The organism is Marinobacter sp. BW6 (assembly GCF_008107725.1).
GTDB lineage: Bacteria > Pseudomonadota > Gammaproteobacteria > Pseudomonadales > Oleiphilaceae > Marinobacter.
On sequence record NZ_VIRN01000037.1, the window covers coordinates 184,559 to 205,001 of the forward strand.

16 protein-coding genes are annotated in these 20,443 nt (G+C 57.5%); all 16 read right to left on the reverse strand.

Annotated elements, in window-relative coordinates; genetic code table 11:
* Positions 1-14: 14 nt before the first annotated feature.
* The 16 genes from cobA to FMN52_RS02510 all read right to left on the reverse strand — a co-directional run bounded on the left by cobA (position 15) and on the right by FMN52_RS02510 (position 20,323).
* Complete coding sequence (gene cobA / locus FMN52_RS02435) at positions 15-872, reverse strand: uroporphyrinogen-III C-methyltransferase (protein WP_148607131.1); 858 nt, start codon at positions 870-872, stop codon at positions 15-17.
* On the reverse strand, positions 869-2,143 hold the full coding sequence (serS, locus tag FMN52_RS02440; RefSeq protein ID WP_148607132.1) for a serine--tRNA ligase: 1,275 nt from the start codon (positions 2,141-2,143) through the stop codon (positions 869-871). Before serS ends, cobA begins: the two co-directional genes overlap by 4 nt.
* A gap of 87 nt (positions 2,144-2,230) precedes the next feature.
* On the reverse strand, positions 2,231-3,568 hold the full coding sequence (locus FMN52_RS02445; protein ID WP_148607133.1) for a replication-associated recombination protein A: 1,338 nt from the start codon (positions 3,566-3,568) through the stop codon (positions 2,231-2,233).
* Positions 3,568-4,215: an outer membrane lipoprotein chaperone LolA gene (gene lolA, locus FMN52_RS02450; protein WP_148607134.1), complete on the reverse strand. Its 648-nt coding sequence runs from the start codon at positions 4,213-4,215 to the stop codon at positions 3,568-3,570. Before lolA ends, FMN52_RS02445 begins: the two co-directional genes overlap by 1 nt.
* A gap of 12 nt (positions 4,216-4,227) precedes the next feature.
* Complete coding sequence (locus FMN52_RS02455; RefSeq protein ID WP_148607135.1) at positions 4,228-6,813, reverse strand: DNA translocase FtsK; 2,586 nt, start codon at positions 6,811-6,813, stop codon at positions 4,228-4,230.
* A gap of 6 nt (positions 6,814-6,819) precedes the next feature.
* A complete protein-coding gene (locus FMN52_RS02460) occupies positions 6,820-8,061 on the reverse strand; it encodes an O-succinylhomoserine sulfhydrylase (protein ID WP_148607136.1) in 1,242 nt (413 codons plus the stop codon).
* Between the two features lie 26 nt (positions 8,062-8,087).
* The gene (gene purF, locus FMN52_RS02465) at positions 8,088-9,614 is read right to left on the reverse strand and encodes an amidophosphoribosyltransferase (protein WP_148607137.1); all 1,527 of its coding nucleotides are present in this window, start codon (positions 9,612-9,614) and stop codon (positions 8,088-8,090) included.
* A 34-nt stretch (positions 9,615-9,648) separates the two neighbouring features.
* Positions 9,649-10,218 (reverse strand): CvpA family protein, encoded by a 570-nt coding sequence (locus tag FMN52_RS02470; protein ID WP_148607138.1) that lies wholly within the window; start codon positions 10,216-10,218, stop codon positions 9,649-9,651.
* Positions 10,219-10,309: 91 nt separating this feature from the next.
* The gene (locus FMN52_RS02475) at positions 10,310-10,984 is read right to left on the reverse strand and encodes an SPOR domain-containing protein (protein ID WP_148607139.1); all 675 of its coding nucleotides are present in this window, start codon (positions 10,982-10,984) and stop codon (positions 10,310-10,312) included.
* 123 nt (positions 10,985-11,107) lie between these two features.
* Positions 11,108-12,433, reverse strand: coding sequence for a bifunctional tetrahydrofolate synthase/dihydrofolate synthase (folC, locus tag FMN52_RS02480; RefSeq protein ID WP_148607140.1), 1,326 nt, complete (start codon positions 12,431-12,433; stop codon positions 11,108-11,110).
* On the reverse strand, positions 12,417-13,343 hold the full coding sequence (gene accD / locus FMN52_RS02485; RefSeq protein WP_148607141.1) for an acetyl-CoA carboxylase, carboxyltransferase subunit beta: 927 nt from the start codon (positions 13,341-13,343) through the stop codon (positions 12,417-12,419). Before accD ends, folC begins: the two co-directional genes overlap by 17 nt.
* Before the next feature lie 45 nt (positions 13,344-13,388).
* A complete protein-coding gene (gene trpA / locus FMN52_RS02490; RefSeq protein ID WP_148607142.1) occupies positions 13,389-14,201 on the reverse strand; it encodes a tryptophan synthase subunit alpha in 813 nt (270 codons plus the stop codon).
* A 19-nt stretch (positions 14,202-14,220) separates the two neighbouring features.
* Entirely contained in the window at positions 14,221-15,417 is a 1,197-nt protein-coding gene (trpB, locus tag FMN52_RS02495; RefSeq protein ID WP_162851853.1) for a tryptophan synthase subunit beta, read from the reverse strand.
* Between the two features lie 4 nt (positions 15,418-15,421).
* Positions 15,422-16,051, reverse strand: a complete 630-nt coding sequence (locus tag FMN52_RS02500) for a phosphoribosylanthranilate isomerase (RefSeq protein WP_148607144.1) — start codon at positions 16,049-16,051, stop codon at positions 15,422-15,424.
* Entirely contained in the window at positions 16,048-16,956 is a 909-nt protein-coding gene (truA, locus tag FMN52_RS02505) for a tRNA pseudouridine(38-40) synthase TruA (RefSeq protein ID WP_148607145.1), read from the reverse strand. The genes FMN52_RS02500 and truA overlap by 4 nt, the downstream gene beginning before the upstream one ends.
* Positions 16,957-17,062: 106 nt before the next feature.
* Positions 17,063-20,323, reverse strand: coding sequence for a FimV/HubP family polar landmark protein (locus FMN52_RS02510; RefSeq protein ID WP_148607146.1), 3,261 nt, complete (start codon positions 20,321-20,323; stop codon positions 17,063-17,065).
* Positions 20,324-20,443 lie beyond the last annotated feature (120 nt).

The window sequence follows — 20,443 nt, forward strand, 5'->3', positions numbered from 1 at the left end:
TAAAACGGGGAGCCTCAGCTCCCCGTTGTCATAACCCCACCTACCCAGTCCAGCCTTTCCCTAAGGGCCACCACGTGTCCGATAATGACCAACGTTGGCGGCTGGACGGCTTCGGCTTCTACCCTTTCGACAATGTTGCAGAGATTACCTGTTACCACACGCTGATCCCTTGTTGTTCCCTTCGAGACCAACGCCACAGGCATTTCCTGAGACATACCGTGGGCGACCAGCTGCCGGCAGATAATCGGCAGGCCCACCAACCCCATGTAGAACACCAGGGTCTGATTGTTCTGGACGAAGTCTTTCCAGGGCAGATCGCAGGTATCATTCTTGAGATGGCCAGTCACAAGCCTTACAGACTGGGCGTGATCCCGGTGGGTCAGCGGTATACCGGCGTAAGAGGCACAGCCGGAGGCGGCGGTTATCCCCGGCACGACCTGAAACCGGACGCCAGCATCGGCCAGGGTTTCAATCTCTTCCCCACCACGACCGAATATAAACGGATCTCCGCCTTTAAGACGGACAACCTTCCTGCCCTGCCTGGCCAGATCCACCAATCGCTGGTTGATCTGATCCTGAGGCAAGGTGTGGTTGGCCCGCTGCTTGCCAACGTGAATCATTTCCGCGGTGTCCGGGATCATAGCCAGTATTTCCGGCGAAACCAGACGATCGTAGAGCACGACCTCGGCGGATGTAATCAGCCTCCAGGCCTTGAGTGTCAGCAGTTCAGGATCACCCGGCCCGGCCCCGACAAGGGCCACCTCGCCCGAAGATGTGTTCGGGTTCGAGGTAACCGGGTTAACCCTGTACCTTACCGGTGCAGGGGTTGCACCAACGCCCTTTCCTTGTGCGGTTTTTTGCTGATCACTCATTGGATTCTGTCGACGCCTCCCATATACGGCTTGAGAACCTCCGGTACCACAATGCTGCCGTCTGCCTGCTGGTAATTCTCCATGACCGCAATCAATGCGCGACCAACGGCAAGACCCGATCCGTTCAGGGTGTGGACCGGTTCGGGCTTTCCGGTTTCCGGGTTACGCCAACGGGCATGCATGCGGCGTGCCTGGAAATCACGGGTGTTGGAGCAGGAAGAAATCTCACGGAATTTGTCCTGCCCTGGCAACCAGACCTCCAGATCGTAGGTCTTGGCCGCGGAAAAGCCCATGTCGCCCCCACAGAGTGCAACCACGCGATAAGGCAGTTCCAACAACTGAAGTACCTTTTCGGCATGGCCGGTCAGGGCTTCAAGGGCGGCGTCTGAATCGCCGGGACGAACCACCTGCACCAGCTCCACCTTGTCGAACTGATGCTGACGGATCATGCCGCGAGTATCCCGGCCGTAGGAGCCCGCTTCACTGCGGAAGCATGGAGTGTGGCAGACCATCTGCAAGGGCAGCTCAGCGGCATCAAGGATCGAATCCGATACCAGGTTAGTGGCGGGAACTTCCGCAGTGGGAATCAGGTACAGCGGATGCTCGCCTTCCGTTTTGAACAGGTCTTCCTCAAACTTCGGCAGTTGGCCGGTTCCGTAAAGGCTATCGGCATTAACCAGATATGGTACGTAGGTCTCCAGGTAGCCATGTTCCTGTGTGTGCAGATCCAGCATGAACTGGGCCAGAGCCCTGTGCAGCCGTGCCACCGGGCCACGCATGACGGCAAAGCGCGAATGGGCCAGGCGGGTCGCAGTCTCGAAGTCCAGGCCTTTCAGACTCTCACCCAGGGCAACGTGGTCCCTGGGCTCGAAATCAAAGCTCTTGGGCGTACCCCAGGTGCGAATCTGAACGTTATCGTCTTCACTCTCGCCGGCTGGTACATCTTCATCCGGGAGATTCGGGATACCGGCCAGGAAGGCGTTGAGCTCCTCCTGGAGAGTGCGGAGCTCGTCTTCGGCTTCGGACTTCTGTTTCTTCAGGTCCTCCACCTCGTCCAGCAGCGGCTGGATATCCTCACCGGCGGCTTTGGCCTTACCGATGGACTTGGACCGCTTGTTCTGCTCGCTCTGTAGATTTTCCGTGCGCACCTGAAGGGCGCGGCGACGTTCCTCAAGCTGCTCGAAGGTGGCGGTATCGAATTCGAAATTCTTGATGGCCAGCCGACGGGCGATCTCTTCTGTCTGGGTGCGGACACGTTTGGGATCGAGCATGATTATCCTGAATCTTCCGGTTAGCGATGTTTTGAATGACTGGCCATTATACCTGCACTGACGCTCGTGGCTACCGCAGCTATAGGCTCAGGTGTAGCGTTTGCGGGGGCTTTCAGCGTTGAGGGAATCCAGACGCTGGCGTTTTTCGGACAGTTTGATCTCAAGCCCTCGGTTGGCGGGCTCATAATAGCGGCGCTGATGAATGGCCTCGGGAAGGTAGGACTCGCCGGCAGCAAACGCTTCGGGTTCATCATGGGCGTACCGATAGGTATCCCCGTGGCCCATACTCTTCATCAGCTTGGTCGGCGCATTACGCAGGTGCACCGGGACTTCGTAATCCGGGTCCTGACGAATGTCAGCCATGCAACGATTGAAGGCGTTATAAACAGCATTGCTCTTGGGGGATAGGGCCAGATAAGTCACCGCCTGTGCCAGGGCCAGCTCGCCCTCCGGAGACCCGAGGCGTTCCTGCGCGTCCCAGGCATCCATGCTGAGTTGTAGCGCCCGGGGATCCGCATTACCGATGTCCTCACTAGCTATCCGCACCAGACGGCGGGCAACGTAGAGCGGATCACAGCCGCCATCGAGCATCCGGCACAGCCAATACAGCGAGCCGTCCGGATCTGAGCCACGAACGGATTTGTGCAGGGCCGATATCTGGTCGTAAAACACATCACCGCCCTTGTCGAAGCGGCGCAGGCTGGTCTGCATGACCTGCTCAAGCTGATCGGCCGTGACACGGTCTACCCCGGACTCATCCGGCTCCGCCAGATCGGCGGCGACTTCGAGGATATTCAGCGCGCGACGCGCATCGCCACCTGACGCAGCGGCCATCAGGGTCAACACATCGTCATGGACCAGCAAGCGGCCGCCAAATCCTTCATCAGCTATCAACGCGCGGTGTAACAGACGAAGAATGTCTTCTTCTTCGAGATTCTTGAGGACGTAGACCCGAGTTCGGGACAACAACGCACTGTTCAGCTCAAAGGAAGGGTTTTCGGTGGTAGCCCCCACGAAAATGAAGGTGCCGTCTTCGATATGGGGAAGGAACGCGTCTTGCTGGCTTTTGTTGAAGCGATGCACTTCATCCACAAACAGCAGTGTGTCCCGGCCCTGAGACTGCTTCCGATTGCGGGCCCGTTCCACAACCGCCCGAATCTCTTTCACACCGCTCAATACGGCAGAGACAGTTTCGAAGCTGAGGTCGCTGACGTTGGCCAGCAGCTGGGCGAAGGTGGTTTTGCCAACTCCGGGAGGGCCCCAGAGGATCATGGAGTGAAGCTGACCCTGCTCAACCGCTCGTCGCAACGGTTTTCCGGGCCCGACCAGGTGGGCCTGGCCAACATAGTCATCCAGGCTTGCCGGCCGCATTCTTGCGGCCAGCGGCCGGAAACCAGCGGATTCCGCGAACAGGCTGTCCTGCATCAGGCCCCGTCCCGGATAATATCCACACCCTCCGGATAGTCGAGAGTGAATGCACCGGCTTCAACCGGCTCGTTAAGCCTGATCCGGTCAAAACTCAGTACACTCAGTTGCGCGAGGGAATCCTGCATGCGCATCTCCTGTAGCTCACCCTTGTAAAAGGTTAGCCTGAGGGACGTAAACAGAGAATCCGGGCTTCGTGGCTCGAGCGTGAATTCGCGGGTGTCGTCCCCAATCTGACGCCCGGAAACCTCGTAGGTCTCTTCTAGATTATCCACCTCACCACTGAGCAAGAGTGCCGGGGTGGATTGGACGCGATCATCAAGGTTGTGAATAGTGACCTGCTCCAGGTCCGGGTCGTAGACTTCAACCGTCTCGCCATCACTTACGATAAACTGCGACAGGGGCGCGCTGGTTTCCCAGTAAAACAGTCCCGGACGCTTGGCCTTCAAAGAGCCTCGGGTTTCCTGAACCTTGTTGCCATTCTCGTTGACGACAATCTGGATAAAATCCGCCTGATAGGATTCGTAACTTTGCAGCAACGAAGCCAGCTCGTCCGCACCCGTGCCCTCTTCGCCGGCAGTCGCCGCGCTGACAAAGAGCGTTGCCATCAGCAGTGTCGCCAGGCATTTCAGCAAAGCATGTCGCATTTTTCGTTACTCCTAATCTCTGGGTGGCGGCGGCGCCAGAACTTCACGGGCACCGTTGTGGCCTGCGGCGCTTACCACGCCGGACGCTTCCATGGCATCAACCAGGTTTGCCGCCCGGTTGTACCCGATCTTGAATTTTCGCTGTACTGACGAAATCGAAACGCGACGGCCCTCAGTGACGAACGCAACCGCCTCGTCGTAGAGCGCATCACCTTCGCTATCTCCCCCCCCTTCCGACAGGTTGGGCACCCCGGGCAGACTCTCGCCTTCGGCGCCGTTGAGAACATCGTCCACATAAACGGGTTCGCCCCGGGCTTTCCAGGCACTGACCACGCGATGGACCTCATCGTCATCCACAAACGCACCATGCACCCGAACCGGCAGCCCCGACCCCGGCGGCAGGTAGAGCATGTCACCATGCCCCAGGAGCTGCTCAGCTCCGCCCTGATCCAGTACCGTACGCGAATCGATCTTGGACGAGACCTGGAACGACATCCGGGTGGGAATGTTGGCCTTGATCAGGCCGGTTATCACATCCACCGAGGGCCGCTGGGTAGCAAGGATCAAGTGAATACCCGCCGCACGCGCTTTCTGGGCAATCCGGGCAATCAGCTCCTCGACCTTTTTGCCGACGATCATCATCATGTCGGCAAATTCGTCGATCACCACCACGATGAAGGGCAAGGTGTCGAGCTCCGGCCGTTCCTGCTCGTCGTTGGCAAGATACTCATCCGGCTTCCAGAACGGGTCCAGCAGTGGCTCACCAGCAGCCGCAGCGTCTTTGATCTTGCGGTTGTAGCCGGCGAGGTTTCTCACCCCGAGGCTGGCCATGAGTTTGTACCGGCGTTCCATTTCAGCCACACACCAACGAAGGGCATTGGCCGCTTCTTTCATATCGGTGACTACAGGCGCCAACAGGTGCGGGATACCATCATAGATGCTCAGTTCCAGCATCTTGGGATCTACCATGATGAAGCGGACCTCTTCCGGACCCGCTTTCAGCAGCATGCTGAGCAGCATGGCATTAACGCCGACGGATTTACCGGAACCAGTGGTGCCCGCGACCAGCAGGTGCGGCATCTTGGAGAGATTTGCAACCATCGGGTTGCCACCAATATCGTTGCCGAGTGCCAGTGTCAGCGGTGAGCTGGACTCCTGGAAAACCCGCGCGCCGAGCACTTCGCTGAGCCGGACCATTTCCCGTTCTTCGTTCGGAATCTCGATACCGACCACGGACTTGCCTGGGATCACCTCGACAACGCGAACACTCAGTACCGCCAGTGAGCGGGCCAGATCCTTTGCGAGATTGGAAATCTTGCTTACCTTCACCCCCGGGGCCGGCTTGATCTCGAACCGGGTAATGACCGGGCCGGGGTTAACCTCGACAACTTCCACGGATACGCCGAAATCTCCAAGCTTTTCTTCAAGCAGCCGTGACATATGTTCCAGGGATTCTTCGGAATAGCCTCTTTCTTTATGTTCCTCAGGCGGATCCAGCAGAGAAATCGGCGGAATCGGGCTCTCAATATCTTCCAGCAACGAAGACTGCTTGTTGCCCTTGTCTTTCGCCTGGGACGGCTCTTCATTTTTCTTGAAGGGTGAAATCTTCAGCGACCGTCCGGCTGGCTGAGGAGATGGTTCGGGCTTGGTGGGTTTCCCGTTACCGACAGGCGCCTCATCCCGTGAACTGAAGCTTTCGAGCCTCGCTGGTTCCGGGTCAACCTCGGCAGAGAGACCATCCAGTGCGGGCTCTTTTCGAGCGGAGTCTCGCTTTGGAGCGGCCTTCTGGGCCTTCGGCTTCTTCGGACCGAAACCGGGGATCCTCTGCCACCAACGCGGTTTGTTAGGATCGGTTTTTTTCCGTGAGTTGTCCTCGGCCGCCACGCGATCCTTGACCACCGGGGGCTCAGCTTTGGGCTCGGGCTTTTCCGGCTTCGGTTTGTCCGGCTTCGGCTTACCTTTGAACAGGCTCTTGATGGCGAGACCGGTTCTGAGGGTCAAACCACCCACCTGATCCATCAGCCAGAACCAGGAAAGTCCGGTGGTAACGGTCAGTGCGAAGAGGAAGATGGCGATCAGCAAAAGCGTCGTTGCTGGCAGGTTGAAAAACCGCACCATGGCGTCGGCCACGGCTGTTCCCAGTACACCACCTGAGGAGGCCCCGAGACCAAATACGGAATAGAGCGACAACAGGCTGGTTGCAGATAGAAGGATCAGTAGGAAGCCGCCAAACCGCATCATGAACAGGGGCCAGTGCAAATCCAGGGAATCGTTACGCCGACGGATGAGCATCAGCGCGTAGCCGGCGATCATTACGGGGAACAAATAGGCAACGTGGCCAAAGAAATCCATTAACAGACTGGCCAGCCAGGCACCGGTGCGGCCAGCATAGTTCTGCACGCTGGTGTCATGGCCAATGCTGGCCCAGCCCGGGTCCGAAGGGCTGAAGGTGACCAGTGCCATGGAAAGGTATATACACAGGGCTATTAACGCGATAACGGCGCCTTCACGGGCGCCCTGAGTTGCCAGGCGGCGAAAGCGCAGCTGCTTCTCGGTCAGTTCCTGTGGTGCTCTCTTCGCTTTTGCAGATTCGGCCATGAATGCTCAGACGTTATCGGTGCTTGCGTTCCGAAGCGCCTGAAAGCCCCTTTCCAGATCGGTTTTCAGGTCTTCAACAGCTTCGATTCCCACGGAAATCCTGATCAGGTTTTCCGTAATCCCGGCCCGCGCCTTATCCTCCGGGGACAAGCGCCCGTGAGTCGTCGTGGCCGGGTGTGTGATCGTGGTTTTAACGTCACCCAGGTTTGCGGTGATAGAGATCATCCGGGTGCCATCAATAAAGCACCAGGCCTCCTCACGCGCGCCCTTGAGCTGGAACGACAGCACACCACCAAATCCGGTTTGCTGTTTTTTCGCCAGCTCATGTTGGGGGTGACTCTGGAGCCCTGCATAGAAGACACGGTCGACCGCCGGTTGCTGCTCCAGCCACAGGGCCAACTCTAACGCATTGTCACAATGGGCGCGCATACGAATTGGTAAGGTTTCCAATCCCTTCTGGAACACCCAGGCGTTAAAGGGGCTCATGGTAGGACCGGCAGAGCGCAGGAAACCAAAGACCTCTTCCATCATCTTTTCGGACCCGACCACAACGCCGCCCACGCAGCGACCCTGACCGTCCAGGTATTTGGTGGCCGAGTGAATCACGATATCCGCGCCCTGCTCCAACGGGCGTTGAAGTACAGGGGTACAGAAACAATTATCAACCACGAACAGCGCGTCATTATCACGGGCCAGCTGTCCCAGAGCCGCCATATCCGCCACTTCACAGAGGGGATTGGAGGGAGTTTCAATGAACAGCATCCGGGTTTCAGGGCGCACCGACGCCTGCCATTCTTCCATATCGGTCAGGCTGACAAACGTGGTTTCCACTCCGAATCGGGCCATGTATTTCTGGAACAACACGTTGGTGGTGCCAAACACACCACGTGAGCAGATCACATGATCGCCGCTCTGCAGCAGCGCCATGCAGGTACTCAGAATCGCAGACATGCCGGACGCGGTAGCAACAGCCCGCTCTCCACCTTCCATAGCTGCAATCCGGCCTTCAAACGCCTGAACTGTCGGATTGGTAAACCGGGAGTAGATGTTGCCGGGCTCTTCGCCGCCAAATCGCGCCGCCGCCTGCGCCGCGCTGCCATAAACAAAGCTGGACGTGGGAAATATGGCGTCGCTGTGCTCGAGCTGCCCGGTGCGGATCTGCCCTGCCCTCACGGCCAGGGTATCCACGGACATCCCATCCAGATCGGATTCCGGGATCCAGACAGTTTCTTCGCGGCGAAAAGTCATCTACATCTCCTGCCTGAAAGCGGCGTTCAGTCTTCGTCGTTATGCAAGTCAATAATACCGTTGTCCCCGTCGGCGCCGCTGGCACCCTCGGATCGCTTTTCGTCGTTGCGCAAACCGTCGATGCGGCTCAGATACGCTTCATCGATATCACCGGTCACGTAGTTGCCGGTAAAGACCGAGCACTCCCAACCCTCAACGTCATCGTTCACGTCACTGACGCAGGTTATCAGGTCCTCCAGGTCCTGATAGAGCAGCCAGTCGGCACCGATCAGTTCCCGGATTTCCTCTACGGTGCGGCCATGGGCAATCAGCTCACTGGCGGAAGGCATGTCGATCCCATAAACGTTCGGGTAGCGCACGGGGGGCGCCGCGGACGCGAAATAGACCTTGCGGGCGCCGGCATCCCGGGCCATCTGGACAATTTCCTTGCAGGTGGTACCTCGAACGATGGAATCGTCCACCAGCATCACATTTTTACCCCGGAACTCCAGATCGATCGGGTTTAGCTTCTGACGGACCGATTTCTTGCGCATCTTCTGGCCGGGCATGATAAATGTCCGACCGATGTAACGGTTTTTGATGAACCCTTCACGGAACTTCACGCCGAGACGGTGCGCCATCTGCATGGCTGAGGTCCGACTGGTATCGGGAATCGGCATGACCACGTCGATATCGTGATCCGGTGTCTCACGGAGTACTTTCTCTGCCAGGGTTTCCCCCATGCGCAAGCGAGCCTTGTAAACAGACACCTTGTCAATAATGGAGTCAGGCCGGGCAAAATACACGTGTTCGAAAATGCACGGATAGAGATGCGGCTGTTCGGCACACTGACGGGTATACAGGGTACCGTCAGTTTCGATATAGACCGCCTCCCCTGGCGCAATGTCGCGCACCAAGGTGTAGCCCGCCGCGTTCAGGGCGACGCTTTCGGAGGCAATCATGTATTCCTTGCGGCCATTTTCGTCCGTGCGCTCGCCGTAGCAGGCCGGCCGGATACCATTCGGATCCCGGAAGCCGACAATGCCGTAACCGGTAATCATGGCAATAACGGCATAGGCACCGCGACAGCGTTTGTGGACCGCGCTGACCGCCGAGAAAATCTCGTTCTTGGTCGGATCCAGCTTACCGAGTTTCTGCAGCTCGTGGGCAAACACGTTCAACAGAACTTCCGAGTCGGAGTTGGTATTGATATGGCGCAGATCGGTCCGGAAAAGGTCCTTGCTCAGATCATCGGCATTGGTCAGGTTGCCGTTGTGGGCCAGGGTGATGCCGTACGGGCTATTCACATAAAACGGCTGGGCTTCGGCGGAGCTGGAACTGCCCGCTGTCGGATAGCGAACGTGGCCTATGCCGACGTTACCCACCAACCGACGCATGTGCCGGGTGTGGAATACATCCCTTACCAGTCCGTTGTCTTTGCGCAGAAAAAACCGCTCATCCTGAAATGTAACAATGCCCGCCGCGTCCTGGCCCCGGTGCTGAAGTACAGTCAGCGCATCATAGAGCGACTGATTGACGTTGGAAGTACTGACGATGCCGACAATGCCACACATGGATAAGAGTATCTCCGAGTGTTAAAACTGAATGTTAGCGGGACACGGACGCGGGTTCCACGCCTTCCTGCTCTGTAACGGAATCCGGTTCCTGCGCATTATCGGGCGCAGGTCCCAGAAAACGCGCAAATTCATCGCCCAGGGTCCGTCTGGACCAGTCTTCCACCACGGCCAGGCGATCAATAATAATTGAAGTGCGCCACCAGGTATCCTGGGCCAGCGGCGTGTAGCGGGTAAACGCAATGGCCACAATCACAACCACCACACCGCGCAGAAGCCCGAACCCCATACCAAGCACTCTATCGGTGGCCGACAGGCCCGTGGCCCGAATCAGATGTCCGATCATATTATTGATGATGGCACCAACGATGAGCGTTCCGAAGAAGAGTATGGCAAACGCAGCAATAAGCCGGACAAGAGGTGTTTCAACCGTACTTTCCAGCAGAGACTGCATCTGGGGATGGAAGGTTCTGGCCAGGATGAACGCCCCCACCCAGGTCACCAGAGACAAGGCCTCTCTTACAAAGCCCCGCTTCAGACTGATGAGGGTGGAAACTGTAATGAGGGCGATAATGACCCAGTCAATCCAGATCAGCGCTTCCATTGAAAACCCGGTGGAGAAAAGGAAGCGCGAATTCTATCAGGAAACCCCGGCTCGCCAAACCGCCAGACCCACATAAACCGGATCCCGACCGCTATTTTTCGCCGGAGGTGACCAGACTGTTCAGGCCAAAGGCGTCATCCAGGGCTCTCTTGGCGGTTTCGGCTTCCGATTTGGACACAAAAGGCCCGCTGAAGACACGGGTCAATGTGGTGTCGCCACGGACAACCTCCTGCAGATGGGAGCCATAGCCTTTCTCTCGTACCTGATCCCTGAGGCGGCGAGCGTTATCGGAATTGCCGAAGCTCCCCAGCTGGACTACCCAGGCGCCTTCCAGGGAACGTTCATATTCCGCGGCTTCCGTGGGCGAACTCTCTGAGGCTTGATCTTCAGTTTCCGCTGGAGCACTGGCTCGTTCTTCAGAAGAGCCCGCCGACGACTGCTCGGCATCGGACAACGGCTCTGCCACCTCGGGCGTTGCAGCCTCGCCCGGGGACTCCTCAAGAATGCGATAGCCCGGGGAATCAGCACCATCTTCGCTCATCGCTGGCGCTGTAGCATTGCTATCGCTGGACTCGAGCCCGTAAGACGGCGCGGGCGCCAATTCGGATTCGGGCGCTTCCACTTCGGGGAACGGTGGCTCCTCCGGGATCTTGATGGTTGTGGAGGTGCGCTCGGAATGAGGCTCATCGAAGAGCATGGGAACAAAGATAACCGCCAGGGAGACAAGGACCAGCGCCCCGATTATTCTCTGTTTCAGTCCATCCACGTTGCTAGGCTCCCAACTGTTGTGACTGCGCCCCGAGGGGCACCTATGCGCAGATACTAACTGCCCGGAAGCCGGAACTCAAAGTGCTACCCGCCGCCATGGACAAAGTTTAAGGCAGCCTGACTAGCTTCCGGCTGATTTTTCCGCAAGCAGAATTGCCCGACCCTCGGCGACAGTGAAGAAGGAACCGAAAACAACCACAATGTCGCTGGGCTCTGCCGCCGACAACGCCGAATTGAGCGCCTCCTTTACAGACTCGAAAGCGGGCGCGTTAGCGACGCCGACATCGGCCAGTCTTGTCTGCAAATCATGACCAGACAGCCCCCTCGGCACCTTGAGACTGGCCAGATACCAGGCATCAACCACATCGAACATTGCTCTGCCAACTCCTTCTACATCCTTGTCTGCCAAAGCACCGTATACCGCATGTATCCGACTGTCAGAGGACGTGAGGCTGCTCAGCTGCCCGGCTAACCACCCGGCCGCATGGGGATTATGACCAACATCCACAAAAATGTCCGGGGAGGTCCCAAGGCGCTCAAAACGGCCAGGAACGCTCAGGCCTGCAAGCACCTGTTCAATAGCGGAAACCGATAAGTCTGGTTCAAGTTGGCGTACAGCTACAACGGCCGCCGCAATGCTTTTGACCGGCAACGGCCCGGCAGGCAAACGAATTGTCTGATCGTGATAGCTCAGCCGTACGGTGGAAGCACCAGAGGCCGACTGCGGCTCTGCCATCAACGCATAGTCCCGCCCAACCATGGCCATCTGGACTTTCTGGGCGGCCGCCTGCTGAAGCACTGAGCGTGGTGGATCATCGTCCGCATAGACCGCCGGGATACCCGGTCTGAGGATCCCGGCCTTCTCAAAACCGATGACTTCCCGGTTATCGCCGAGGAAGGCAACATGGTCGATGTCCACCGATGTCAATATGGCCAAATCCGCATCCAGGACATTCACCGCATCCAGACGCCCACCAAGACCGACTTCCAGGATCCAGTCGTCCAGATCAGCGTCGGCGAAGGCCACAAAAGCTGCCAGGGTTCCGAATTCGAAATAGGTGAGCGAGACATCGCCACGGGCGGCCTCAACTGCTTCGAACGCCCTCACGAGCGCGTCGTCGGAAATATCCTCGCCATTCAGCCGCACACGCTCGTTATAACGCTGGAGATGCGGTGAGGTATAGGCTCCAGTTCGGCGACCAGCGGCGCACAAAAGCGCTTCTGCAGCGCCGACAGCACTACCCTTGCCATTAGTACCTGCCACCGTGATGATGCGGGCGCCCGGTTTTCGCCGGAAAAGCCGGCGCAAAACCACGAGTACCCGATCCAGGCCGAGGTCAATCTCTTTGGGGTGTATCGCTTCCAGGTAGGCAAGCCACTGATCGACAGTGGCGCCAGCCCCCGGCGAAGCCGGAGACTGGTCAGAACGATTACTCTGCGGGGGCATCGATTTCAGGCTTTTCCGAAACTTCAAACTCGATGGGCTCTTCGGTTCCTGGACGTTCGTGGCCGGTGAACTTGGCGAGCACATGCGCAATACGCTCACGCATCTGGTGGCGATGGAGAATCATGTCGATGGCGCCATGCTCCAGCAGGAACTCACTACGTTGGAACCCTTCTGGCAGCTTTTCGCGGACCGTCTGTTCGATGACCCGGGGACCGGCAAAACCAATCAATGCGTTCGGTTCGGCAATGTTGAGATCACCCAGCATGGCCAGACTGGCCGAAACGCCACCGAACACGGGGTCGGTCATTACCGAGATATAGGGAATCCCCTCAAGCTTCATTCGCTCAAGTACTGCAGCCGTCTTCGACATCTGCATCAGTGACAGGATCGCTTCCTGCATCCGGGCGCCACCACTGGCGGAAAAACAGACCAGGGGAATTCGCTCCTTGAGAGCGACATTGGCAGCCTGGACAAATTTTTCGCCGACAACCTGACCCATGGAGCCGCCCAGGAAGCCGAATTCAAAGGCACAGGCAACAAGAGGAACGCCAAGTGTTGTACCTTTCATCGCCACCAAAGCGTCTTTCTCACCCGTACCTTTCTGGGCCTGGGAAAGGCGATCCTTGTAGCGTTTGCTGTCCTTGAACTTCAGACGATCCCAGGGTTCCAGCTCGGCCGAGATTTCTTCCCGATCCTCTGGATCGAGGAAAACATCCAGACGCCGGCGGGCCGTGACCCTCAGGTGATGATTGCATTTGGGGCAAACATCCAGGTTTTTTTCAAGTTCCGGCTTGTAGAGAAAGGCTCCGCATTTGGGGCATTTCTTCCATAACCCCTCGGGCACACCGGTTCTCTGCTTGGATTCCGAGCGAATCTTGCTCGGCATGATCTTGTCCAGCCAGTTACTCATGGTCTCATCCTGTCCTTTGACGCCTGTTTGCCCTCCTCCCCTTCATCAGGAGGCGAGACTGTCCAGTGCTTCACGCATCGGGTGGAGCAGATCCGTCAACGCCCGTTTAAGCTGGTCGGTATCTGCCTGATTTCTGGCTATTGTATCGACCAGGACGCTGCCAACAATTACACCATCGGATACCCGACCCACCGCTGCAGCAGTTTCCGCATCTCGAATGCCAAAACCAACTCCGACGGGAAGCGCCGTCAGCTCGTGAATATGGCCCACCTTGGCGGCAACCTCGTCCACGTTGATGGAGGCGGATCCTGTCACACCCTTGATAGAAACATAGTACACATAACCGGAAGAGTGCTGACTGATTGCCCTGATCCGGTCATCGGTGGTGGTTGGCGACAACAGAAAGATGGCGTCGAGATCACGCTCGGTAAACAGCGGAGCAACCTCGTCGGCCTCTTCTGGCGGCAGGTCCACGGTCAGGATGCCGTCCACACCAGCATCCTTGGCGGCGTCGGCAAAACGCTCGTAACCCATGGCCTCCATAGGGTTCAGGTACCCCATCAAAACCACGGGGGTATTGTCGTCTGATTTCCGGAACTCCTTAACCATGCCAATCACCTGGCGCAGAGAGGTGCCGTGGACCAGAGCCCTCTCACAAGCCAGCTGGATAACCGGACCGTCTGCCATCGGATCAGAGAACGGCACACCCAGCTCAATGATATCGGCACCCGCTTCCACAAGCGTGTGCATCAGGTCTACCGTGACATCTGGATGGGGGTCACCGGCGGTAATATAGGGTATAAGCGCCTTGCGACCTTGTCCTTTCAGGGCCTTGAGGGCCCCTTCAATTCGGCTCATGCCTGCTCCTGTTGATTCTTCAGATCTCGATGCCTTCAAGCTTGGCAACTGTGTTGATGTCCTTGTCGCCACGCCCGGAAACGTTGATAACGACGGTCTGGTCTTTATCCATGGTTGCCGCCAGTTTGATGGCATAAGCAACTGCATGAGCGGTTTCCAGGGCGGGCATAATGCCCTCCACCCGGGTCAGCTTCCGAAATCCTTCCATGGCTTCATCGTCAGTCACGGACACGTAGTGCGCCCGGCCAATATCTTTCAACCAACTGTGCTCGGGTCCCACACCCGGATAATCCAGGCCGGCACTCACCGAATGGGTGGCCGCGATCTGGCCATTCTCGTCTTCCATCAGATAGGTGCGGTTGCCATGGAGGACCCCCGGACGTCCGGCACACAGTGGCGCCGCGTGTTTGCCGGTATCGATACCCAGACCACCCGCTTCAACACCGTAGAGCTCTACTGACTCATCAGCCAGGAACGGATAGAACATGCCGATGGCATTGGAACCGCCACCCACACAGGCCACCAACGCATCAGGCAATTTGCCGGTTTTTTCCAGAGCCTGGCGGCGGGTTTCTCGCCCGATCACGGACTGGAAATCCCGCACCAGCAGCGGGTATGGATGCGGGCCGGCAACGGTACCAATGATATAAAAGGTGTCGTCTACATTCGCCACCCAGTCACGCATAGCGTCGTTCATGGCATCTTTAAGGGTCTTGGTGCCCCCCTGGACCGCATGCACCGTTGCACCCAGGAGCTTCATGCGGAATACGTTCAGAGACTGGCGCTGAACATCCTCAGCACCCATAAACACATGGCACTCAAGCCCTAAACGCGCACATACAGTGGCAGTGGCAACACCGTGCTGGCCGGCACCGGTTTCGGCAATAATCCGCTTCTTGCCGAGGAAGCTGGCAAGCAAGGCCTGACCGATCGTATTGTTCACCTTGTGAGCGCCGGTGTGGCAGAGATCCTCACGCTTGAGCCAGATCTGTGCGCCGCCAGTTTCACGGCTCAGACGCTCGGCAAAATACAACGGCGTTGGCCGACCAACGTAATCCGCCAGTTCCTTATCAAACCGCGCCTGGAATTCCGGATCTTTCTTCAGACGGGCGTACTCTTTCTCGAGAGTCATCAGGGAATCCATCAGAGTCTCGGAAACAAACCGCCCACCAAAGGCCCCGAAGTGACCCCGCGCGTCCGGCAGTGCGCTCAGCATTTCTTCAGTCAGTTTTACAGACACGGTGAACCTCTTTAATGAAATGAGAAATTTTCTGGATGTCCTTAATGCCTTTGCCCTGCTCCACACCGCCACTGACATCCACAGCCCAGGGTTTCACCTGCTTCACAGCGGCAAACACGTTATCAGATGACAACCCGCCGGCCAATATAATCGGGAGCGGCCGATGGTCGGGGATAAGATCCCAGTTGAAGGACTTTCCGGTACCTCCATACCGTTCCGGATCCCAGGCATCGACCAACAGACCGGATGCATCCCGGAACTCCTCAAACGCGGCTTCAATCTGCCCTGCCTCCCGGACCCGAATGGCCTTGATCCAACGTCGCCCAAAACCGGCACAGAAATCGGCCGACTCGTCGCCGTGGAACTGCAGCAAATCCAGAGGCACCCTCTCCAGAACCGCCTGAACATCCTCGTGACTCGGGTTAACAAACAACCCGACGACCGTTACGAACGCCGGAACGCGGTTAGCCAATTCCACCGCCCGAGCAACGGACACAGATCGAGGACTGGGCTCATAGAACACAAGACCGAGGGCGTCGGCCCCGCATTGAATTGCCCCGTCGATATCCTCGGGACGGGTAAGACCGCAAATCTTAACCCTTGCGCTCATTGGCTCGGAACCCGCTGTTTGACATGGATGTGTGTTGGTGTGAGCGGACTGTTTTCCGCCCGGCTGAACCACGGCCGTAGAAAGCCCGGGCCACATTCGGCTGCGGGAATCCCGAATTCGTCCGGATAGCCCACATCGACCAGATACAAGCCGTGGGGAGGCGCGGTTACACCTGCAACCGTTCGATCTCTGGCGACCAGTATCTCATGAATCCATTCCGGTCGCTGCTTTCCCGAACCGACCGCCATAAGGGCACCGGCGATATTCCGGACCATGTGATGCAAAAACGCATTGGCCTGCACGTCTATTACGACAAAATCCCGCTTCCGGGTTACCGAAATCCGCTCGAGAAACCGAATGGGCGTTCGGGATTGGCAGCCGGCAGCCCGAAACGAAGAAAAATCGTGCTCCCCGGCCAGCACCTGAGCCGCCTGATGCATGCGCTCTGCATCCAGAGGGCGAAACGTCCAGCTTACCTGGCCTCTTTGAATGCCGGGGCGCACGGGGTGGTTGTAGATGATGTAACGATAACGTCGGTAGGTCGCGGAAAATCGAGCGTGAAAATCGCCAATGCCATTCCCTGCCCAATGCACAGAAATGTCTTCGGGCAAGGCAGTGTTGATACCCATCACCCAGGAGCGAAGATTCCGGACAGACGGGGTGTCAAAATGAGCGATCTGATAACTGGCATGAACTCCGGCATCGGTTCGCCCGGCACACACCAAGTCAACCGGATGATCCGCAACCCTTGCCACCGCACGGGTCAGTTCTGCTTCAACCGAGCGGACGCCGGATTTCTGAAGCTGCCAGCCATGGAAGCCGCGACCATCATACTCAAAGGCGAGCGCGACGCGGCCAGACCCTATGGCGTTATCCGTGGTGAGTTGCTGGGTTTCGAGAAACAAGTGCGAATCCGGAAAGAATGGCCCTATAAAAGCAAAGCGCCGGCTTGATGCCGGGATTTCACCCGGCGGCCGGCGCTCGCTACCTGTCAGACCCGATTATAACGGATCAGGACAGATTTTTAAGGAGGTCCTGCGCCTCCGATTTCTGATCTTCGTTTCCTTCCAGTGCGACTTCCTCCAGGATGTCACGGGCTCCGTCGGAATCCCCCATCTCAATGTAAGCCCGAGCAAGATCAAGCTTCGTCGCGGCTTCATCGGTTCCGGCCAGGAAATCGAAGTCATCTTCATCACCGAGTTCATTTTCATCGATATCAGCGATCTGCGACTTATCCGACTTGTCGGAGACCTCATCGGAGGCAACTGGTAAATCGAGATCGTTTTCCGACGTTTCTGACTCTTCCAGCCCGTCGGTCACGCCCTGCTGCTCGAGCTCCTCAGCGTCTTCAACAGTTTGCTCAGGATCAGCTTCTTCCGCATCACCCTCACCGAGCGTGTCTTCAAGACCGAGCTCTTCGTCAAGCGATGATTCTTCGGTCTCTTCAGGGTTGGCTGAATCGGCAGAGTCGGAAAACTCCTCCATCAAAGCCAGATCCTCGTCGGAGACATCGAGTTCCAGATCGTCCAGCGAGGACTCTTCAATCTCGCTACCACCCAGCTCGTCGTCTTCGCCGGCTACCTTGTCCAGTTCGGCATCGAGTTCATCCAGGAAGGACTCATCCAGGGAATCCAGGTCGGCGTCGGTTTCGGCATCCGCCCCGGACCGCTCTTCCGATGGCGATTCCTGCTCAGACGGTGCCTGCTCATCCGCAAGATCATCTTCCGCAAGATCACCCTCTTCCAGATCAAGGTTCAGATCGTCTTCGGATTCGTCGAGCCCCTTCTCATCGCTGGATGGTTTTTCAGAATCCTCCTCGAACTCCGAAGACAGGTCCCAATCACCGGACTCTTCCAGCTCCGAGACGTCTTCAGTCGCAGGTTTCTCTTCATCGGATTCCAGCTCAAGGCCTGACAGGTCGTATTCGATCATGTCGTCCGAGCTTTCCTCTTTTCCGCCCTCTGGCTCGTCATCTACCGAAGACGTCGAAGGCTCTCGATCTTCCAATTCATCAAGCTCGAAATCGGAAAGATCCGTCTCTGACAGGTCCGAATCAAAGTCCCCAAACTCATTCTCGGCGGGCTCTTCCTGCTCGGAATCGAACTGATCGGCCAGAAGCTCTTCGGATTCCGGTTTATCCTGCTTGTCAGTTGGCTCGTCGCCGGCGTCTTCGGAATCATAAGAGGATGCAAAGGAGTCTGAACGCAACTGTGATTCGAGATCATCAATGCTGGGCATAGACTCTGCCTCTTCCAACCTTGCGCGCAGCTCGTTCGCGGTTGTCAGCGCGTCTTCATCCTCAAGAGCCTCGATTTCACCAAATTGTTTCTCAAACGAGTCGCGATCCTGATTATCCGCGTAAACACCGAGCAATTTCAGTCGCAGATCGCTGCGGCTTGGCTCCCGAGAGATTGCGGTTTCCAGAGTTTGCGCGGCCTGATCGTGACGACCGTAGGCGATGTAGGTGTCGGCCTCTTCCAGAGCATCGCCCGCAGCCGATTCCTGATCTTCCTCGTCCAGGCTCAGATCAAACGAGTCTGTTCCTTCATCGGTCTCACTGTTGAGCTGCTCATAGAACGCCTTTTCCCGATTTGCATTGCGGCGGGCAAGCAAGAGAAGCAACAACAGAAGGACAACCAAACCACCACCGAGGGCAATCTGATACATAGGGTTACCGGTGATGGCGTCGATGACGTTACCCGGGAAACCCTTATCGGCTGCAGGTGCCGGCTTGGGAGCCGATTCCTCAGCCTGGCTTGGCTCCGATGCCGCTGGCGCTGGGGCTGCCGCCTTCTCACCAGCCTCGGCAGCGTCCGAACCGGCCGGTTCCTCCGCTGTTGGCACGCCGGATTCCTCAGGTGCTCCACCGGCATCGGTGGAAGCCTGCTCATCAGCCGCCTGACCAGAATCGGCCATTTCGTCAGTCTCATCGACCATGGTCTCAGACTCGGCCATGTCGGTGGATTCGGCTGAAGCTTCAGGATCCTCTGCGCCCGCCTCCACCATGTCACCATCGACGGCTACGACAGCTTCACCTTCAGCTGCTTCACCTTCAGCAGCTTCGTCTGCGGTCGCAGTTTCTTCCGATGCCATATTGGCAACTTCGCCATCCACAGGCGCAGCCTGCTCTGCCGATTCGTCACCTGTTGCCTGCTGCATTTCGGCAAGCTGTGTGTTCTTCAGCTCAAGCAATCGCTGCAGGGTCTGCACCTGATCCTGCAAATCTTCTACGCGACTGTTCAGCTCATCATTTTCGCGACGCGAGCTTTCAAGCTCTTCCATGGCGACCGCTGTGCCGGCATCAACACCGCCCGGCAGTTCACTATCACCACCCGCAGAGCCAGTTTCGCTGGACTCACTGCCGGTCTCGTCAGATACCACCAGCTTCAGCTCATCACCGCCAGTAGCCGCAGATTCCTGGGTCGCCGGCTCAGGCTCCCTGGCAGCTGTCGCGTCGACAGTACGCTGAGGAGACTGGAATTCCTGATTCTGCTGGGCAACCAAACGGGTAGCCTCTGCACGAGTGCGGCTCTGGATCTGATCGAGAGACGGGACCCGCAGAACTTCACCACGCTTCAGGCGGTTGATGTTGTTACCAATAAACGCGTTCGGATTCAGGTCCTGGATTGCCAGCATGACCTGTTGCATCGAGACACTGCTGTCGGGACGTACCCGTGACGCAATGGTCCACAAAGTATCTGAAGCCCCGGTGGGACCGAAGGTTTCAGCCTGATATCCGGTATTGAGGGACCGCTCAGCCTGGGCCTGCCGACGCGAAGACTCTGCACTGCGGGAAGTTGGAGGCTGACTGGTTGATTGGGTGGTGGAAACCGTCGGAGCACTGACCTGTTCCTGAACACCAGACTCTTCCGCGTAAACGGGCGGATCAACAAGCACGGCGTATTCCCGCATCAACCGGCCACTTGGCCAGGTCAACTCGAGCAGGAAGTTGAGGTACGGCTCCCTGAGTGGTTCACGCGAGGAAACATTGACAATGAGACGGCCGTCATTGCCGGTAACCACCTGGAACCTGAGCTTGCTGAGAAACTGGTTACGATCCAGCCCCACCCGCTCATATGACTGTTCCGAGGCAATGTTGACGAACACGTCCGCTGGATTGACGCCACGGCTTTGGGGCAGAACAATCTCTGCGTCCAGTGGCTCATTCAGATAGGACTGAAGTTCAATTTCACCCAGCCCCAGGGCCTGTGCGACGCCGGATCCGAGCCCTCCCGCCAGAGCCAGGGCAACCGCAAGCTTGCGTACCTTCATGCTTTTTCCTTTCCAGTCTCCGTTATTCGTTACTGCTCTCTTTCAAACAGAATCGGACGAGGTTGGATGACTTCCGTCTGGATAATTCTAGTTATTATGTGTTCTTTTTAATTTTCAGTC